Below are 18,549 nucleotides of genomic sequence, written 5' to 3'. Positions count from 1 at the left end.
GTTCAGGGCAGCAGGTCCAGGTACCGGGCGTCGACGCGGCCGGAGCCGACGCCGAGGTCCAGGGTGCGCGCGGCGCCGGGGTCGGAGAGTGCGGGTGCGAGGTCGATGCGGCCCGAGCCGGTCCGGGTGGTGACCCGGAAGGCGGTGGCCTCGGGCACGGTGAGGGCGAGGCGGCCGTCTCCGATGTCGGCGGTCACCTCCCCGGGCGGGGCGAGGAAGTCGACGGCGGCCCGGCCCGATCCGACGGCGAGCCCGAACTCGGGCGAGGTGAGGGCCGTGGCAACCAGCCTGCCGGAGCCCACGCGGGCCCGGACCGCACCGCGTATCGCGCTGAGGCGGACCTGCCCGGAGTCGACCCTGACGTCCACTGCGCCGCCGAGGCCGCTGATGTCGACGCGGCCGGAGTCCGCGGTGACCGTGACCGGGAGACCGGCGGGAACGGTGACCCCGAGCTGGACGGAACAGGAGAGCGCGGCGCCCAGGACGGAGTCGTCATCGGGACAGTGCGGGGTGAGGGTGAGGGTGCCGTCCTGCCAGCTCTCCACGATGACGGGCTTCCTGCGCGACCAGGCGATCTCGGCGCGGTAGCCGACCTGCTGGTCCCCGCGCGGGCGGACCGTGATGTTCGTGTCGGCTCCCGTGATGTGCAGGGCGGTCACCGGGTGTCCCGCGCTGCCGCCGCGCAGGGTGCCCGTGCGGGTGGCCCCGTACGCTCCGGCCTGCAAGGCGGCGGGCAGGACCACGAAGACCGCGCCGAGGAGGGCGGCGAGGATCCAGGCGAGCCGGTGCCGGGGGCGGCCGGGCGTCCCGGCCGCGGGCGGTGTCACGGGGTGCCGTCCAGGAAGCGCAGGACCGCGAGGACCCGGCGGTGGTCGCCGTCGGCGACGGGCAGGTCGAGTTTGGCGAAGATGTTGTTGATGTGTTTGGCCACGGCGCTCTCGCTCACGACGAGTTCTGTGGCGATCCCGGTGTTGGAGCGGCCTTCCGCCATCAGGGCCAGCACCTCGCGCTCGCGCGGGGTGAGGCGTTCGAGCGGGTCGGGGCCGCCACCGCGGCGCAGCAGGAGCTGCGCCACGACCTGCGGGTCCAGCGCGGTGCCGCCGGCGGCGACCCGGCGCAGGGCCTCGATGAACTCCTCCACGTCGGCGACGCGTTGTTTGAGGAGGTAGCCGATGCCGGAGCTGCTCGGGGCGGCCAGCAGGTCCGCGGCGTAGCGCTCCTCGACGAACTGGGAGAGGAGCAGGACGGCGGTGTCGGGGCTCTGCTGCCGGATCATGAGGGCGGCGCGGACGCCTTCGTCGGTGAATCCGGGTGGCATCCGGACGTCGACGAGGGCGAGTTGGGGCCGGTGCTCGTCGACGGCGGCCAGGAGGGTTTCGGCGTCGCCGGTTTCGGCGGCCACCTCGAATCCCGCCATTTCGAGGACTTTGACCAGTCCGATGCGCAGCAGGACGGAGTCCTCGGCGATCACGGCCCGCACGGCAGCTCCACAGTCACGGTGGTCGGACCCCCGAGGGGGCTGTTGATCATGATGTTTCCGTCGACTGACCCTACTCGTTTGCGCAGGCCGGTCAGTCCGGTGCCGCCGGCCGGGTCGGCTCCGCCCACTCCGTCGTCGTTGACGGTGAGGCGCAGTACGTCGGCGGCGGTGCGGGTCACGAGGACCGAACAGCGGCTGGCGCGGGCGTGTTTGGCGACGTTGGCGAGGGCTTCGGAGACGACGAAGTAGGCGACGGCCTCCACCGTGGGGCCCGGGCGGACGGGGAGGTCCACGGTCAGCTCGACGGGCAGCGGGGCGCGGGCGGCGATGCCGGAGAGCGCGGCGTCGAGCCCCCGGTCCTCCAGGACGGCCGGGTGCAGGCCCCGCACGAGGCTGCTCAGTTCCTCTATCGCCTCCTTCGCCTCCCGGTGGGCCTCGTCGATGACGGCCTTGGCCTCGGACGGCAGTCCGGGGAGGGTGGCGCGGGCTATGCCCAGGTTCATGGCGAGGGCGACCAGCCGCTGCTGGGCTCCGTCGTGCAGGTCCCGCTCGATCCGGCGGCGTTCGAGATCGGCGGCGTCCAGGACGCCGGCCCGGCTCTCGGCGAGGTCCTCGACGCGTCGTTCCAGTTCGCGGGCCCGGTTGGGGCCCAGGAGCGCGAGGGCCGCGCCGGAGTCGAGCCGGCCCAGGAGGGCCGCGAACCAGGGTGCGGCCAGCAGGAGGAGGCCCCCGACCGTGGTCAGCAGGTCGTACTGCCGGGTCCAGCCGGGTCCGCTGGCCTCGGGCAGGGCCCAGGACCACGCGTAGACGGTGGCGCAGACGGCGCCGGCGGTCCAGGTGAGGACGAGCACGCCGCCGCCGAGGGCGGCTAGCGGGCTGACCAGGAAGTGGTAGCCGTACTGGCGCCACGTCGCTTCGGAGCGCAGCCGCTCGGTCAGTCCGCGGACGCTGCGCGGGGAGTGCTCACGGACCACGGGCGGTATGTCGATGCCGAGCAGCGACCAGCAGCGGCTGCGCTGCAGGGCGGTGAGGAGCGGGGAGAGGGCCACGACGAGGAGCAGGGGCACAGGGCTGTGCCCGGGGGCCGTGAGGAGGATGAGGAAGCCGAGCGCGAGCGGCAGGGCGGGCGGGATCGCCGCCGCCGTGAAGGCGGTGTTGCGCCAGGCCCATGCGGACCAGGGCGCGTGCGCCATGGCCCAGCCGAATGCACGCCTCAGCGCGCCGGAACTTTCCATGTGAGTACGGTAATCGCCCTGGCCAGGGCGTTGCACTCCCCCTGGTATCCGCTTCGAGGTGTAGCTGGCACCACCCCCGATTCGGACAGTGGGGCTACTGATTCCGGCGGCCCGGCGGCCGAGTCTTGTGGTGTGCCCGGCGGACGGACCGCGGGGCGGAAGGAGATCCGCAGCCATGGCCCTCGTCGCACCGCAGTTTCGTCCCCGTTCCGCTGCCCGCACCGCCACGCGGCTGCCGACGGTGCTCACCGGCGCGGGTCTGGCGCTGGTGCCGTGGGTGCTCGTGCTGGCCAGGACACTGCCGCAGAGCACCGAAGTGTCGAACTGGGCGACGGCATGGATAGGCCTGGACCTGATACTGGCGGCGGGGCTGACGGGGACGGGGCTGATGCTGCGCCGGCAGGACCCTCGGGTGGTTCCGCTGGCCGCGGCGACGGCGGCGCTGCTGGTGATGGACGCCTGGTTCGACGTCACGACCTCGGCGGGGAGCGAGCAGGCGCTGGCTCTGCTCCTGGCGGCCGGGGCCGAGCTGCCGCTTGCGGTGGCCTGCGCGGCGGTGGCGGTGCGCCATGCGTGATGCGGGGTGGGTGGGGGTGCGGGGCGCCGGACACGGTGGCGGGCCCCGTACCAGGTGGGTACGGGGCCCGAGGCCTGCCGGTCGCGCGGCGATCCTCGTACGGTCAGCCAGTACGGGAACCGCTCGGACGCTCCCAGCGGTAGAACTCCTGGGCCATGGCGTCCTTGGGGCTTCGCCAGGTCTCCGGGTTGTGCGGGCTGACGAAGGCGGTGAGCCGGTCACTGAGGTCCCGGAACTCCGGGTGGCCGGTCACCTCGGCGATGGCCGGGCCCGGGGGCCGGTCCGACTCGATGAAGTGCATGTACACGTCGCCGAACTGGAAGAGGCTGCGACGGGTCACCCCGACGAGGTGCGGCAGCTCGCCCGCGTCCGAGGCCGCGAAGAGCTCGGCGATGTCGGGGGCGGACTGGGGCGCCATACGGGCGACGATGAGAGCGCGGTGCATCCGGTGTGCTGCCTTTCGTCTCAGACGCGGCTGACCGCGGGCGTGCGGCTCTCGCGTTCGCGCTGTTCGATCTTGTCCCGGATCAGTTCCAGCTGGATCTTGGAGTTGCGGTTGATGTTCGCGGTCATCCAGGCGTCGTCGACGGGTGCCTGCGGCTTCATCGCGAAGTCCTGGGTCCACACCATCCTGGTGCCGCCGGGCACTTCGAAGTACTGCCAGTGGATGTCCATGTGCTCGAACGGGCCGGTCTCGACGCGCCGGGCGCGCACGGTACGGGTGACGGGGTCGGGGGTGCGCTCGGAGACCCAGCTCCACACCGTGCCGTTCTCGTCGGGGTGCATCGTCAGGCGGAAGCGGGTGGTGGGCCCGTCCTCCTCCAGGATCTCCAGCGAGGCGTACTCGCTGAACAGCCCGGGCCAGCTCGGGAGATGGTTGGTCATCTCCCAGACCGTGTCCATGGGCGCCTTGACGGTGATTTCGTTCTCCGTGTGTCCTGCCATGTCAAGCTCCGGTCATGAGGCTGGTGTTGACGAGTTCGAGGAACTCTTTGGGCGTCTTGCAGCGGTCCGCGTCGGTGGGCAGGGCCCGGCCGCGCTGGTTCTCCAGCAGCCCGACGATGCCGAGCAGGCCCAGCGAGTCGAGGCCGTAGTCGTCGAACAGGGACTCCGGTCGGTTCTTCATGTCGGCCGGGTCGACGGTGATGCCGGCCCCGGACTTCATCAGGGCTGCCAGCTCCTCGACGGTCAGTCGTTCGGACATGAGCGGCTCCTTCTGTCTCTAGGAGGGGGTACGGATGACGAGCGCGGCGTTGGAGCCCATGAGGCCCCGGCTCAGCACGAGCGCGGTGCGCAGCTCCGCCGGGCGGGCGCTGCCGGTCACCACGTCGAGGTCGTGGCACACGTCGAAGACGTTCGGCGTGGGCGGGACGATGCCGTGCTCCAGGGCGAGGACCGCGGCGGCGGTGTCCAGGGCGGGGGCGGCACAATAGGCCCGGCCCGTCCCGGTCTTGGGTGCCGTGACCGGTACCGTGCGCCCGTGGGATCCGAGGGCGGAGACGATCGCGGCCGCCTCGGCCCGGTCGGCCTCCGGGGTTCCGAGCGCGTCGGCGAAGACCACGTCGACCTCTTCGGGGGCGCAGCCCGCGTCCCGCAGGGCTCCCCGGATCGCGTGGGCCAGGCCCTCGCCGGTCTCGCCCGCCGTCTCGGCGTGGTGCGGGCCGGTGAAGGTGGCCGCGTGCCCGGCCAGGACGGCCCGGATGGACGCGCCGCGGTGCCGGGCCGCTTCCTCGTCCTCCACCAGGAACATCGCGCCGCCCTCGGCGGGTACGTAGCCGCAGGCCTTGTCGGTGAACGGCCGGTAGGCGCGCTCCGGGTCCTCGTGCGTGCTCAGCGCCTCGTAGCCGAGCTGGCAGACGATGGAGTAGGGGGCCAGCGGTGCCTCGGTGGCTCCCACGAGCATGGCCCGGCTGCCCTGGCGGATCGCCCGGGCGGCGTGCGCGAAGGCGTCGAGTCCGCCGGCCTCGTCTGCGGCCACCACTCCGCAGGGGCCCTTGAGGCCCCGGCGGATGGAGATCTGACCGGTGCTGGCGGCGTAGAACCAGGCGATCGACTGGTACGGGCCGACATAGCGCGGTCCCTGTCCCCAGAGGTGTTGCAGCTCGCGCTGCCCGAACTCACCGCCGCCGGAGCCGGCCGCGGTGACCACACCGACCGAGAAGGGGTCGTCCTCGTAGTCGGCCCGGCCGAGCCGGCCGTCCTCCAGGGCGAGGTCGGCCGCTGCGAGGGCGTGGTGGGTGTAGCGGTCGGTCTGTACGAGATAGCGCTCCTCGATCATCGAGGCCGCGTCGAAGCCCCGTACCTCACCGGCGACGCGCAGCGGGAGGTGTTCGCAGCCCTCCCGGGTGACCCGGCCGAGGACGGTGGTGCCCGACTGGGTCGCCTTCCAGAAGGCGCCGGCTCCGATGCCATTGGGGGCGACGACTCCGATGCCCGTGATGACGGTACGGCCGCTCATGAGGCCACCTCCTCCTTGGGCCGGGTCATCACGACCGCGGACTGGAAGCCGCCGAAGCCGCTGCCCACGGAGAGCACGCTGTGCAGCTTGCGCTCGCGGGCGACGCGCGGGACGTAGTCCAGGTCGCATTCCGGGTCGGGGGTCTCGTAGTTGGCCGTCGGCGGTACGACCTGGTGGGTCATCGCCAGGACGCAGGCGGCCAGTTCGATCGCCCCGATGGCGCCGAGGGAGTGCCCCACCATGGATTTGATGGAGGTCATCGGCGTCTTGTAGGCGTGGTCTCCCAGGACCCGCTTCACCGCCGCGGTCTCGTGACGGTCGTTCTGCTTGGTCCCGGAGCCGTGCGCGTTGACGTAGTCGATCTCGTCGGCGCCGATCCGGGCCTGGGCGAGGGCGGTCTCTATGGCGCGGGCCATTTCCAGGCCCTCGGCGGTCAGCCCGGTCATGTGGTGGGCGTTGCCGAAGGTGGCGTAGCCGCCGATCTCGCAGTAGACGGTCGCACCGCGGGCGCGGGCGTGTTCCAGCTCTTCCAGGATCAGGACGGCGCCGCCCTCACCGAGGACGAAGCCGTCACGGTCGGCGTCGAAGGGCCGGGACGCGTGGGCGGGGTCGTCGTTGTTCGGCGAGGTGGCCTTGATGGCGTCGAAGCAGGCCACGGTGATCGGTGAGACGGGTGAGTCGGAGGCGCCGGCGATGCAGACGTCCATCCGGCCCTCCGCGATGGAGTGGACGGCGTATCCGATGGCGTCGAGTCCGGAGGTGCAGCCGGTGGAGACGGTCTGGACCGGGCCGCGTGCTCCCGTCTTCTCCGCCACGGCGGAGGCCAGGGTGGCCGGGGTGAACGCCCGGTGCAGGTGGCGCCCGGAGAGCCGGTGGTCCACGTCCCACCAGGCGCCGGACTGGCTGACGGCCACGTAGTCGTGCTCCAGGCGGGTGGTGCCGCCCACGGCCGTGCCGAGGGAGACTCCGGTGCGCCAGGCTTCGTCGGTGGTGAGGTCGAGACCCGCGTCGCGCAGCGCCTCGGCGGCGGCGACCAGGGCGAACTGGATGTACCGGTCCGCCCGGGCCGCTTCCTCGGCGCCGAGTCCGTGCTCGGCGGGATCGAAGTCGACCTCCGCGGCTATCCGGGAGCGGAAGCCGGTCGGGTCGAAGAGGGTGATCCCGCGCGTGGCCGTACGGCCGTTGGAGAGCAGGTCCCAGAAGGCGGAGGCTCCGATGCCGCCGGGGGCGACGACGCCGACCCCGGTCACGGCCACCCGTCGGCTGGTCACGAGACCACTCCCGCGCGGTCCGGCGGCCGCTCCCAGGCGGAGCCCTCCGGGTGGACGGCTTCCTCGGTGTCCACGTGTCCCAGTTTCGGGTCCGGGGCCAGCGGTCCGAGGTGGAAGACCATCCGGGCCTCGGTGTCCCCGACGTTGCGGAACCGGTGGCGCACGTTGAGGGGAACGAGGAGTCCCTGGTCGGTGCGGAGCGGGTGGGCCTCGCCGTCGAGGTCGACCTCCAGCGTCCCGCTGACCACGTACACGAACTCCTCGGAGTACGGGTGGTAGTGCTCCGCGATGTGCTCGCCCGGCGCCATGACGGCCAGGCCCATGAAGCCGCTGGTGCAGCCCACCGAGGTCGGTGTGAGGACGGCCCTCAGGTCGCCGCCGCGCCTGGTGTTGGGCTGCGTCTCACTGAGGTCCACGATGTGCGGTGGGCTTTGTCTGGTCATGACGGGGGTTCCTCCTGGCGGTGCGGAGCCTGGACGGGGCTGTTGGGTGGGGGGTCCTGGGGGGGCCTGGGCCCGGCGGGCCCGGGGCCCGGGGCCCGGGGGCGGTGCCGCGGGTCAGCTCTCGGCGGGGGCCCGGCGGTCGGTGATCAGGCTCATGGTGTGGCGGACGGCGGACTCGGCGGTCCCGTCCGCGGACGGGACCATCAGCCGGGCGAGGACGGCCGCCTTGCGCGGTCCGCGGACGCCGAAGGCTGTCTCCAGTCCGGCGTCGTGCGGGCTGCGCACGTCGATGAGGCGTACGACGATGTCGTCGCGCTGGAAGATGCTGCTGCTCACGGTCGCGGGGTCCCAACGGTGGGCCGCTTCCTCGTCCTGCCGGGCCAGGAACCGGGCCAGTGCCGGTCCGCACCCCGGCTTGGCCGGGTAGAACAGCGCGTGACGCCGTACGTCGGAGCGGTCCGCGCCGTCGGGCTCGCGCGCGGCGACGTGGTGGACGGCGGGGAGCGCGGCCCGCATGAAGAACATCCGGGCGGACTCGGGGTCGCCGAGGTCGCGGTCCTGCTCCAGGTAGGGGTTGATGGCTTCTTCGACGGCTCGTACCTCGGGCTGTTCGGAGACGTGCCGCAGGGCGGCCATCAGGTCGCCGCGGACCTCCACCGTACGCACGACCCGGTTGCCGTGCATGAACAGCGTGGTCCGGCAGAGCCGGGTGTGGCCGTCCACGTTCGCGGCCGGGGAGGCGTAGCTGGAGAGGAGCGCCGCGACGTCCTTCTCGCTGCCGGGCTTGACGGTGAAGGTCAGGGCGTGGCGCACGATGCCGGCGCCGAGCCGGGGGGATTCCTGCAGTCGCGCGCCGACGGAGCGCCGGTCGTCCTGGTAGCCGCGGCCGGTCTCGCGCAGGACGGTGTACTTGAGCGGGCGCATCGCGCGGGCGCAGGCGCCGAGCGGGCGCACCTGCTCGGCGTGGTGCTCGCTGTTGACCCATGCGAGGTACTGCGGGGCGCTCTCCCACTCGCTGGTGATGAGCCACTGCGAGGGGTTCTCGAAGGACTGGCAGAGCTGGTCGCTGATGTGGCCGGGTTCCGACGCGATGTCGTGGCGCAGCTGCTCGTAGGCCTCGAAGAATCGCTGCTGGGCCCCTTCGTGGAGGTCCATCAGCAGGACGACGCGGAGCATGGAGCCGTCGAAGGCGGACTGTGACACCCGTTCGGACAGGGTGGTCGTCATCTGCTCACTCCTTCGTGAGGGCCCTTCGTGAGGGCTGGGAGTTCCATCGCGTACGGACCCTCGTCCGTCGTGGCCGTGGCCGCCCCGGACCGGCGGCCGCCACGGGGGACGGCAGGCCGGCGCGTCTTCGGGGGACCGCTGTCGCTCATCGTCATCCGGGTGGGGACGTACCGCTACATCTCCGGATCAAGCGGGTGACAAGCGGCGAATCTCCTGGGCTTGGCTGCCGATCGGGGGCATAGAGAGACCACTCCCCCACACAGAAATCTGGAGCTCGCAGCTGATGGAAGACACCGCAGATGTTCGCGTACCGGTTCTCGTCGTGGGCGGCTCCCTCGTGGGCTTGTCCACCTCGCTGTTCCTGAGCCGCCACGGCATCAGGCACCTGGTCGTCGAGAAGCACGCCGGCACCTCCGACCACCCGCGCGGGCGGGGCATCAATGCCCGGACCATGGAGCTGTTCCGGGTGGCCGGGGCGGAGGGCGCCATCCGGCAGGCGGCGTCCGCGCTGGAGAACAACATGGGCATCCTGCAGACGCAGTCGCTGCTCGGTGACGACCACAAGTGGCTGGTCAAAGCCATCGACCCGGCCGGCGCGCTGAGCAAGTTCAGCCCGAGCAGCTGGTGCGTGTGCAGTCAGAACAACATCGAGCCGATCCTCGCCGCGCAGAGCCGCGCCCAGGGCGCCGACGTGCGGTTCTCCACCGAGCTGATGAGCTTCGACCAGGACGCGACCGGGGTGAACGCCCTGGTCAAGGACCGGGAGACGGGCGAGCACATCACCGTGCGCGCCGACTTCCTGATCGCGGCGGACGGTCCGCGCAGCCCCGTGCGCGAGCAGCTGCGCATCCCCCAGACGGGCAGCGGCGAGCTGTTCCACAACGTCAGCGTCACCTTCCGCTCGCGGCGGCTCGTCGAGGTGCTGGGCGACCTGCGGTTCATCGTCTGCTATCTGATGAAGCCGGGGGCCGACGGGGCGCTGCTGCCGGTGGACAACGACACCCAGTGGGTGTTCCACCTGCCGTGGCACCCGGACCGGGGCGAGACCCTGGAGGACTTCACCGAGGAGCGGTGCGTCGAGCAGATCCGGGCCGCGGTCGGCGTACCGGACCTGGACGTGGAGGTCGGCGGCAAGGCTCCCTGGCACGCGGCCGAGCGGGTCGCCGAGCGGTACTCGTCCGGGCGGGTGTTCCTGGCCGGCGACGCGGCCCACGAGATGTCCCCCACCGGCGCGTTCGGCTCCAACACCGGCATCCAGGACGCGCACAACCTGGCCTGGAAGATCGCGGCGGTCCTCGACGGGTCGGCGGGCATCGGGCTGCTGGAGACCTACGAGGCCGAGCGGCTGCCGGTGGCCCTGGCGACGGCCGAGCGCGCCTCGGCCCGTTCGGCGGAGCACAGCCACCCGGGGTACGCGCCGCCGCCGACCATGGGCGGCGGACCGGGCAGCGGGGTCCTGACGACGGCGATGGCGTACGCGTACCCGCGCGGGGCGTTCGTCGGCGGCTCACCGGACCGCCCGGTCATCCCGGAGGGGATGCGCATGAAGGGCGACGTGGGCACGCGGGCCCCGCACATGTGGCTGACGCGGGCCGACGGCGAGCGGGTCTCCACGCTGGACCTGTACGAGCGCTCGTTCGTGCTGCTCTGCGGCGCGGGCTCGCCCTGGCAGGAGGCGGGGCGGCGGGTGGCCGAGCGGCTGTCGGTGAAGCTCGACACGTATGCGATCGGGTCCGCTTCCGGGGTCGACCTGATCCAGGAGCCGGGCGCCGACTGGGCCGCGGTGCACGAGCTGCCGGAGACGGGTGCGCTGCTGGTGCGTCCGGACGGGTTCGTGGCGTGGCGCTCCGAGGGCGCGGCCGCCGATCCCGGGGCCGCGCTGTCCGAAGCGGTGTCGGCGGTGCTGCGCCGGGCCTGACCGGCCGGCGCACCGGATGGTCCCCCTGCCGCCGGCCCGTAAGCGGGCCGGGGGCAGGGGCGTTCGTGGGCGGCGGACCGCCTCAGGCGCAGGCCCAGCAGCCCGCCCAGCAACCGGAGCCGTGGTGCGCGGAGCGCGGGCGGCGCGCGGTCCTGGGGGGAGCCTGCCCTCCTCCGGCACCGCTGCGGCGTGCGAAGCAGGCGACGACCACCGCGATGGCGGCGAGTTCCTCGGGGGCGGCCACGCCCTTCTCCACTCGGAGCAGGCTGGCTATCGGGGCTATCGGAGCGTCCTTCAGCATCGGCTCGGCCTCTCGCACAGGCGGATAGCAGGACCCCCCACGCGGAATCACCAGGGACTCCGGACGCACCCGACGCTAGTGGCGCGCAACACGCCCGGCATGCCGGGGAAATGGACGACGGCCCAGGTCAGGGACGCGCAGCCCGGGCGGTGACGGGGCTGCCGAGGCGAGCGGCCGTTGAGCCGTCCGGGTGGTGGGCCGCCGGAAATCCCGGTGCGGCGGGACTGCGGGGCGGCCTAGGCTGGCGGGATGAGCACCCGTACCTTCCGCATCACCGTCCGGGGGTCCTTCGACGGCCTCACCGACGAGCAGCGCGCCGCGCTCCTCGTGGACGCCGCGCAGCACGACATGCTGAGCGCGAGGTTCACTCCCGAGGGGAACCTCACGTACGACCTGGCCGCCCGGCCCTTCTTCACCTTCCGCTTCCTGGCGGAGGGGGAGGCCGAGGAGGACATCCTGGACGCGACGGCCCACGCGGAGTTGGCGGCGGAGAGCTGGCTGACGGAGCGCGGGTACGGGTTCAAGCGGATCACCTCGCAGGCCCAGGACCTCACGCTGGCACCCCTGAGCAAGCGCCAGCGGCAGGCGGCCGCGCGCGGGGACTCCTGACGGGATCCCGAGCAGGTTCCCGGGCGGGGACTGCTGAGGGGATTCCCGGGGAGCAGCGACGCGGCGGGCCGCCTGTCCGTGGGGTGTCCGAGCCGGTTCAGCGGGCCGGGCACTTCTTCCAGGAGAAGTGGTAGATGCTGTTGATGCTGCCGTCCGTGGAGTCGAGCGCCATGTAGCTGGTCTTCGTCGTGTCCGAGGTGCCGACCTCGGCACGTAGCTCGGTGTTGATGTTGAAGTTCCGCTGTTCGCCGCAGGGGGCGAAGACCAGGGCCTCGATGCCCGTGGTGTCGGAGGCCTGCCAGTTGTCGTCGAGCTTGCCGCGGAACGTGTGGGTGCGGTAGTCGGTCTGCTTCATGCCCTGGAAGTAGTAGCTGGCCTTCTGGGTCCCGACCGCGCCCGGCTGAAGGCTGCCGAAGCCCCGGTAGTCGACCTGGGCCACCGCGTAGGTGAATCCCTGCGGGACGTGCACGAGCAGGGAGAGCAGACAGTTCTTGCGGCCGTCGGTCGGGGCACTGTTGCCGCCCGCCATGGCCAGGTACTCGCTGTAGGTGACGGTGAAGGCCGAGTTGTCCTCGGCCACGGCGACGGCGGCGCTGCCCGGCCGGCAGCCCGATCCGTTGACCGTGGCCACGTCGACGGTCACCTTGTCCGAGGGGGCGGCGAGGGTGCCGGGGCCGGCGGCGGCTCCGGCGGCGGAGGCGGGCAGGAGCGCCAGGAGGCTGCCCGTCAGGGCGGCGGCGCCGAGCGCGGTGCGCAGTGTTTTGATCACCGGGCCATGGAAGCGGTCAGCGGGGACCCGGTCCGTGACCGGGTGCGCGGCATCACTCCGATGGCCGGGCCCATTCACTGCAGAAACGTTCGATCACCGCGAACGGGACGGCCGAATGGCTCACGGGCCGGACGTGGACCGCGTCACGCCGGGGATATATGCGGGCATTTCCTACTATGAGCGCCTCGCGGGAACCGCCTGCGCCGAGGAGTCCCATGCGCCGCCTGCAACGGTCCGTCGTGTCGTCCGCCGCCGCGATCGTCTCCGCCCTGGTCCTCGCGGCCACGCCCGCCGCCGCAACCCCCGGGCACGACGCCGAGGGCGCGGCCGAGGCCGCCGAGAGCGCCGTCGTCGGAGCGGACCACGCGCGGACGCACGCCGAGCTGCGCCGCGCTGCCGCGGGCGCCGGGGAGTATCCGCAGTCGCGGCGCACCGGGAGCCTGGCCTCGCTCGCCGCCTCGCAGCGCGAGGCCAACTCCGCTTTCGACCCGGCGCTCTCCGGACGGTTCACCGACTACTTCCCCTCCCCCGACTTCGGCGTGCACGTCGCCCAGCTGCCCACCGGCAAGGTGCTGCTCTTCTCCTTCTCCCGGGTGGAGACGGACCCGACGAAGGAGACCGGTCCCACGGACCGGATCGGCCCGACGAACGCGGGCCGCGCCTACCTGTGGGACCCGGCGAAGGGGACCGGCGCCCGGGCGTTCAAGAAGGTCACCCCGCCCGTCGTCCTGATGCCCGACGGCACGCACGCACCGCGGCCGGCGCCGTTCTTCTGCGCCGGGCACTCCTTCCTCCCCAACGGGATGCTGGGGGTGTTCGGGGGCAACACGGGCGGCAAGGGCGGCAGCGGCGCGAAGCTGTCCTTCGTCTTCGACCCCTGGACCGAGGGCTGGTACCGCAACCGCGACATGGCGGTGGGCCGCTGGTACCCCTCGGTGGTGACGGGCGCGGACGGCCGGCAGATCATCATGTCCGGCCAGTCCGAGCGCGGCACCGGGACGCCCACCCCGGTGGTGGAGCGGTTCCCCGCGCTCGGGCAGCCGGTGCCCTGGCGGCCGTTCGACATCCCGCTGGACATCTCCTCGCAGCGGCTGCGGTCGGACGCGCCGTTCCGCAACGACTACCCGCACCTGTTCTCGCTGCGGGACGGCATGATCTACGGCCTGGGCCGCGACGCCGACCAGCAGTGGCTCTTCGACCCGCGCACGGAGACCCGTACCGACCTGCCCAGACGGCCCGCCGACTTCCGGGGCTACGGCTCCGCCGTGCCGCTCCCGGCGGGGTTCAGGGGCCCGGACTCCGTCCTGGTGCTCGGCGGGGACCCGCTCGACCCGAACACCTACCGGCTGTCGGACGGCGCCTGGACCACACAGGAGCCGCGCGCCTTCGGCCGGACCCAGGACGACACGCTGATCCTGCCGGACGGCACGCTGCTGACGGTCAACGGGGCGATGAGCACCCGGGATTACGGATTCGGGCCGTTCAACCCGAAGGCCGACCTGAAGTTCCGGCAGACCGAACTGCGGGGTGCGGACGGGCGGTGGCGGCTGGGACCGGCCCAGCGGCTCCCCCGGGGCTACCACTCCAATGCCCTGGTGCTGCCCGACGGCCGGGTCATGGTCACCGGGGACGAGCTGCAGCAGATCGCGAACGACCCGGACATCAAGGACGGCATGGACGGCTCGATCGAGCTCTACGAGCCCCCGTACCTGCACCGGGGCTCCCGGCCATCGCTCGACCGGGTCCCGGCGGGCGAGCTCGCCCACGACGCGGAGTTCTCGGTCGAGAGCTCGGCGGCCGCCGAGGTGCGGCGCGCCGTCCTGCTGGCGCCGACCACCGTCACGCACGCGGTGAACACCAGCCAGCGCCATCTGGAGCTGCGGATGACCGGCGTCCGCGGCCGAACGATCGGGCTGCGGGCGCCGGCCACCTCGGCCGACGCCCCGCCCGGTCACTACATGCTGTTCCTCCTCGACGGGAAGGGCGTGCCCAGCGCCGCGAGGTGGGTCAAACTCGGCAAGCGGTGAACCGCCGCACCGTCAACCGCCGTTGATCACGAACTGCGATCCGGGTTCGACCAGGACGTTCCCGTCGGCCGAGCCCGTGATGGTGACGTTCGACAGGGTGGCGCTGCCGCGCGCCCCGCCGTGGGCACGGATGCCGGCCCCGTTGTTGGACTTCTCGATGTGCACGTTGGTGACCTTCACGTCGGGCATGGTGCCGCCGCCCGTCTTGAACTGGATCCCGTCGTACGTCGAGTCGTAGATGTCGGTGTCGCGGATGGTGACGCCCGGGATGGGCAGGTTGGCCGCGAAGAGGGTGATCGCCCCGAACTCCTGGGCCTCGCCCCAGAAGGCGCCGCCCGTGCGGAACAGCCCGTTGCCCGAGATCAGGGTCTGCCCGGAGAAGGGCAGCGGGTCGTGGTCGGTCGCCAGCATGATGCCCGGGTAGTTCATGGTGTCGTAGATGAGGTTGTTCTCGATGGTGTTGCCGTAACCGCCGTAGAGCGCGATGCCGTTGGCGCGCCACGGCAGCTGGATGGTGTTGTTGCGGAAGTGGTTGTCGTGCCCGATGTCGACCGACTGGTCCTTCACGTACTTGCTGGACCACACCGCGAGGGCGTCGTCACCGGTCGTGCGGAAGGAGGAGTTGAAGACCGTGGAGTTGCGGGTGCCGTTGGCGAAGTTGATTCCGTCGGCGTAGGTGTCGCGGATCCGCATGCCGCTGAACTCGATGCCGTCACCGGGACCCCACAGGGCCGGGATGTTGTCGTAGTCGCGGCCGACCCAGACACCGACGTTGGCGTGCTCGATCCACACATTGGTGATCTTCGTGTTCTTGCCGAAGCGGCCGTTCAGGCCCACGCCGCCCTCGGCGTTGCCGTCTCCACCGCGGATCCGGCCCGAGCCGAAGATGGCGATGTCGGAGATCTGCGTGTTGTCGTCGATGTCGAAGCCGAAGTTGCCCTCGTGCGGGTGGTTGATCCCGCCCGCGTCCTGCGGCTGGGTCAGCGTGTAGAGCTGGGAGTACCACATGCCCGCGCCGCGGATGGAGACGTTGCTGATGCCCACCTGGTTGAACTGGCCCCGGTTCAGCAGGTCGTCGGTGAGGATCTTCTGCTCCTGGCGCCACTGGCCCTGCGGGATCCAGACGCAGGCGATCTGCCCGTTCTGGTCCGCCATCACCGCCTTCTGGATGGCGGGCGTGTCGTCGATGCCGTCGTTCGGGATCGCACCGTAGTCGGTGATCGAGGTGCACTCGGCGGGCTTGGGCGCCGCCGGCGCCACCTGCTCCAGGTCGACCAGGTCGATGACGTAGTACGAGGCCGTGTCGCCCGCATCGCGCTGGAGCCGGAAGGTGGTGCCCGGCGGGTAGCTCTGCGCGAGCAGGGCGTGGGACTCGTCGAAGAGCCTGCGGGCGTCGCCGCCGGGGGTGTTGGTCAGGCCCTCGGGGCTGTCGGTGCTGCCGTAGAGCCAGCTGTGCCGGGAGGAGAGGTTCAGCTTCTGGGCGAAGCTGCCGTTGACGTAGAGGCTGATGGTGGCGTCCGCGCCGCCGCCGTTCGCCGCGTCCGGGACGGAGTTGCGCACGACGATGGAGTTGGCCTGGTTGACCGAGGTGAACTGCACGTACTGGCCGGTCGAGGCGAGGCGTACCGATTCGCGGCCCGAGGACTCGGTGGCGAAGTTCGTGTGCCCGAAGGTGCGCTTGGCGTCGCTCTGCAGCAGCGTGCCGCTGTAACTTCCGGCCTCCGCCTCGTACTCGGTGTACGGGAGCGCCGCTCCCCGGCCCACGACCACGGCGCGGGAGTAACTGTTGTTGTTCTCGTTGGTCTCGGCGACGAGGGCGGTCCCGTCGGCGGTGGCGGTGAGGGTGGCCCCGCCGCTGACCGCCGTCCAGGTGCCGTTGACGGCCACGTCGACCGTCTCGCCGGCGGCTATCGCCGGGGTCGGGCCGTTGAGCGTGGTGGCACCCGCGACCAGCCGGGTGACGGTTCCCGCGCTCACCGCGGTGGTTCCACGGTTGCGTACGGCCACGGTGAAGGAGACCGGGGCGCCCACGGCCGGGTTGGCCGGGTCGGTGGTGATGGAGAGGGCTTCCAGGTCGGGTCCGGGAGCCTGGCCGACGACGAGCTTCGCGGCGCCGGTGCGGCTGTTGTTGGTGTCGTCCTGCTCGGCGACGCTGCCGGCCGGGTCCACGACGGCGGATACGGTGTAGCTGCCCATCGGGCGCTTGCCGACGGCGACCGGGACGGTGACCGAAGCGCCGGCCGCGAGGGCGCCGACCGGGGCGCTGCCCGCGACGGCTCCTTCGAGACTGACGTTGACGGAGGTGGCCGGGGAGGCGACCGTACCGGCGTTGCGGACGGTGGCGTTGACCGTGACGGCGTCGGCCTCGGAGGGGGCGGACGGGGACCAGGAGAGGTCCGCGACCGTCAGGTCCGGGTTCGGCGCGGCGGCGCCGATGACCTGGAACTCGGCGGCCTGGCCGCCGCCCGCCCCGGTGTTGCCGGAGAACTTCAGCTGGACGTCGGCGAGCCGGCCCGCGACCGGGATCGTCACGGTGTTCTGGTTGCCGCTCGGGCTGAACGCGTAGTCGGCGCGGGCCTTGAGGGTGGTGAACCCGCTCGCCGACTGTTCGCGGCCCAGGATCTCGAAGCTCTGGGTGCGGTTGGACCAGGCGGGGTCCGGGTTGAGCTTGAGGACCACCCCGGTGACGTCGGCGTTGGAACCGAGCTTCACGGTCAGCGTGGACTGCTGGGCCCCCGCCTCCCAGTAGCTGGTCACGCTGTCGTCGTTGGCGTTGGCCGCGACGAACGACTGGGTGGTGGAGGAGCCTTCGATGGGCTTGCCCTTGGCGAGGTTCACGCCGACGGGAGGCGGGGTGCCCGGGTCGCCCGGGTCACCGGGACCCCCGCTGCCGTCGGCGGAGTACACCTCGAGCTCGGATATCTGCGCGGCCTGCCAGCCCGTGTTGGCGGTGACGCTCACCCGCAGGTAGCGGACGGTCGCGGCGGGGAAGCCGATGGTCACCGCGTTGGACTGGGTCGGGTTGAACACCCTCCCGGCCGACGCGGACAGGGTGCTGAAGGTGTTCCCGTCGGCGCTGCCCTGCACGGTCAGCGTCTCGGTGCGCGTCTCCCACCCAGTGGGCAGCTTCAGCACCACCTGGTCGACGGCCTTCCCGGCGCCGAGGTCGACCTGCACCCACTGCGGGAAGGTGCCCTGGGGGCCTTCCCAGTACGAGCCCTGGTTGCCGTCGGTGACCCCCGAGGCCCCGTATCCGCCGAGGGATCCGCTGGCGGTGACCGCCTTGCCGAGGGCGAGGTTGGCTCCGCCCGCGGCGGCGGCGAACGTGACGGGCAGGAGTCCGACCGACACCAGTCCCGCGACCACCGTGCCGGCCAGCATCAGCCGGCCGCCTTGCTTCCATCTCATGCTGTCCTCTGTTCCATGAGGGGACCGGCCCGGCGCAGCCGCGCCTGCCGCAAACTTGCGCACCATTATTAATTTTTTGAGTGATCTGATCGCTGATATGCGTCCATGGCGCCACAGGTTTCTATCAGATGACGACTTTGTCAACGCTTCGCGCACGGACGGGACTTCGGGTCACACCCCGGGCCAGCCGCGCTCCAGATGGTCGAAGGCCAGGTCCAGGGCCCGGCGCGGGTCCGGCCCCATGCTCGCGAGATCGGGAATCTCCAGGACGTAGCGGGCCAGGATCCGCAGCGAGAGGTCCGCGGACGGGCGTCCGCACGCCTCGGCGATCACCTCCGCCAGGGCCGCTTCGCAGCCGGTCCACATCCGGCGGGCGTAGGCGCGCAGCGCGGGCGTGTCGGCGACGAGCTGCGTCCTGAGCAGGAACTCCGGCGCCGGATCCGGATCGAAGGGGCCCCGGCCGGCGAAGAACGCGCGCAGCGCCGCCAGTACCGGGACCCCGTCGGCCCGGCCTCGTACCGCCACGGCCAGGGAGGCCTCGCGCTCGGCGCCGTCCTCCAGGATCAGCGCTTCCTTCCCGCCGGGGAAGTGCGCGAACAGCGTCGTCAGGGCGGTGTCCGCCGCCGCGGCGATCTCGGCGACCTTGACCTGGTCGAAGCCCTTCTCCAGGAACAGCCGCAGGGCGGCGTCCGCGAGCGCCTGTCGGGTTGCCGCCTTTTTGCGTTCGCGTCGCCCGGGGCCGTCCGGTTCTGCCGCTGCCTTGTCGATGCGTGTCATGGGTCCAGCATAGGAGCACACCGAAGCGACTCCGAAAGTGTAGCGATTG

General features: G+C 71.9%; 18 protein-coding genes. 4 read left to right on the top strand and 14 right to left on the bottom strand.

Annotated elements, in window-relative coordinates:
• Positions 1-2: 2 nt before the first annotated feature.
• From OG904_RS31900 to OG904_RS31890, 3 genes are read right to left on the bottom strand one after another with little or no spacing between them, the layout of a single operon-like run.
• On the bottom strand, positions 3-827 hold the full coding sequence (locus tag OG904_RS31900; protein ID WP_405496978.1) for a hypothetical protein: 825 nt from the start codon (positions 825-827) through the stop codon (positions 3-5).
• Positions 824-1,480: a response regulator gene (locus OG904_RS31895; RefSeq protein ID WP_405496976.1), complete on the bottom strand. Its 657-nt coding sequence runs from the start codon at positions 1,478-1,480 to the stop codon at positions 824-826. Before OG904_RS31895 ends, OG904_RS31900 begins: the two co-directional genes overlap by 4 nt.
• A complete protein-coding gene (locus OG904_RS31890) occupies positions 1,468-2,715 on the bottom strand; it encodes a histidine kinase (protein ID WP_405496974.1) in 1,248 nt (415 codons plus the stop codon). Before OG904_RS31890 ends, OG904_RS31895 begins: the two co-directional genes overlap by 13 nt.
• Positions 2,716-2,890: 175 nt before the next feature.
• On the opposite strand from OG904_RS31890, the gene OG904_RS31885 reads away from it, so the two are divergent.
• A complete protein-coding gene (locus tag OG904_RS31885; RefSeq protein WP_405496973.1) occupies positions 2,891-3,292 on the top strand; it encodes a hypothetical protein in 402 nt (133 codons plus the stop codon).
• 103 nt (positions 3,293-3,395) lie between these two features.
• Here the strand turns inward: OG904_RS31885 and OG904_RS31880 are convergent, their stop codons facing one another.
• The 7 genes from OG904_RS31880 to OG904_RS31850 all read right to left on the bottom strand — a co-directional run bounded on the left by OG904_RS31880 (position 3,396) and on the right by OG904_RS31850 (position 8,691).
• A complete protein-coding gene (locus tag OG904_RS31880; RefSeq protein ID WP_405496971.1) occupies positions 3,396-3,737 on the bottom strand; it encodes a TcmI family type II polyketide cyclase in 342 nt (113 codons plus the stop codon).
• A 20-nt stretch (positions 3,738-3,757) separates the two neighbouring features.
• A complete protein-coding gene (locus tag OG904_RS31875; protein WP_405496969.1) occupies positions 3,758-4,237 on the bottom strand; it encodes an SRPBCC family protein in 480 nt (159 codons plus the stop codon).
• 1 nt (position 4,238) lies between these two features.
• Positions 4,239-4,496 (bottom strand): phosphopantetheine-binding protein, encoded by a 258-nt coding sequence (locus OG904_RS31870; protein ID WP_328296704.1) that lies wholly within the window; start codon positions 4,494-4,496, stop codon positions 4,239-4,241.
• A gap of 18 nt (positions 4,497-4,514) precedes the next feature.
• On the bottom strand, positions 4,515-5,750 hold the full coding sequence (locus tag OG904_RS31865) for a ketosynthase chain-length factor (protein ID WP_405496966.1): 1,236 nt from the start codon (positions 5,748-5,750) through the stop codon (positions 4,515-4,517).
• Entirely contained in the window at positions 5,747-7,021 is a 1,275-nt protein-coding gene (locus OG904_RS31860; RefSeq protein WP_405496964.1) for a beta-ketoacyl-[acyl-carrier-protein] synthase family protein, read from the bottom strand. The genes OG904_RS31865 and OG904_RS31860 overlap by 4 nt, the downstream gene beginning before the upstream one ends.
• Positions 7,018-7,464 carry a cupin domain-containing protein gene (locus OG904_RS31855; RefSeq protein ID WP_405496962.1) on the bottom strand — a complete coding sequence of 149 codons (447 nt, stop codon included), beginning with the start codon at positions 7,462-7,464 and terminating at the stop codon, positions 7,018-7,020. The genes OG904_RS31860 and OG904_RS31855 overlap by 4 nt, the downstream gene beginning before the upstream one ends.
• Positions 7,465-7,578: 114 nt before the next feature.
• Entirely contained in the window at positions 7,579-8,691 is a 1,113-nt protein-coding gene (locus OG904_RS31850) for a SchA/CurD-like domain-containing protein (protein WP_405496960.1), read from the bottom strand.
• 283 nt (positions 8,692-8,974) lie between these two features.
• On the opposite strand from OG904_RS31850, the gene OG904_RS31845 reads away from it, so the two are divergent.
• Complete coding sequence (locus tag OG904_RS31845) at positions 8,975-10,609, top strand: FAD-dependent oxidoreductase (RefSeq protein WP_405496958.1); 1,635 nt, start codon at positions 8,975-8,977, stop codon at positions 10,607-10,609.
• An 82-nt stretch (positions 10,610-10,691) separates the two neighbouring features.
• On the opposite strand, the gene OG904_RS31840 is transcribed toward OG904_RS31845, so the two are convergent.
• Entirely contained in the window at positions 10,692-10,928 is a 237-nt protein-coding gene (locus OG904_RS31840) for an acyl-CoA carboxylase epsilon subunit (RefSeq protein WP_405496956.1), read from the bottom strand.
• Between the two features lie 231 nt (positions 10,929-11,159).
• On the opposite strand from OG904_RS31840, the gene OG904_RS31835 reads away from it, so the two are divergent.
• On the top strand, positions 11,160-11,519 hold the full coding sequence (locus OG904_RS31835; RefSeq protein WP_405496954.1) for a DUF6204 family protein: 360 nt from the start codon (positions 11,160-11,162) through the stop codon (positions 11,517-11,519).
• A gap of 97 nt (positions 11,520-11,616) precedes the next feature.
• Here OG904_RS31835 and OG904_RS31830 read toward each other — a convergent pair whose 3' ends face one another.
• Positions 11,617-12,288: a DUF4360 domain-containing protein gene (locus OG904_RS31830; protein WP_405496952.1), complete on the bottom strand. Its 672-nt coding sequence runs from the start codon at positions 12,286-12,288 to the stop codon at positions 11,617-11,619.
• 215 nt (positions 12,289-12,503) lie between these two features.
• On the opposite strand from OG904_RS31830, the gene OG904_RS31825 reads away from it, so the two are divergent.
• Entirely contained in the window at positions 12,504-14,315 is a 1,812-nt protein-coding gene (locus OG904_RS31825; RefSeq protein WP_405496950.1) for a galactose oxidase-like domain-containing protein, read from the top strand.
• A 12-nt stretch (positions 14,316-14,327) separates the two neighbouring features.
• Here the strand turns inward: OG904_RS31825 and OG904_RS31820 are convergent, their stop codons facing one another.
• Together OG904_RS31820 and OG904_RS31815 are read right to left on the bottom strand one after the other, a co-directional pair.
• Entirely contained in the window at positions 14,328-17,723 is a 3,396-nt protein-coding gene (locus OG904_RS31820) for a CARDB domain-containing protein (protein ID WP_405496948.1), read from the bottom strand.
• 171 nt (positions 17,724-17,894) lie between these two features.
• Positions 17,895-18,500: a TetR/AcrR family transcriptional regulator gene (locus OG904_RS31815; RefSeq protein WP_405496946.1), complete on the bottom strand. Its 606-nt coding sequence runs from the start codon at positions 18,498-18,500 to the stop codon at positions 17,895-17,897.
• Between the last annotated feature and the right edge of the window lie 49 nt (positions 18,501-18,549).

It is taken from the genome of Streptomyces sp. NBC_00096 (assembly GCF_045041305.1).
GTDB lineage: Bacteria > Actinomycetota > Actinomycetes > Streptomycetales > Streptomycetaceae > Streptomyces.
This window is presented reverse-complemented; position numbering and strand designations above follow the sequence as displayed.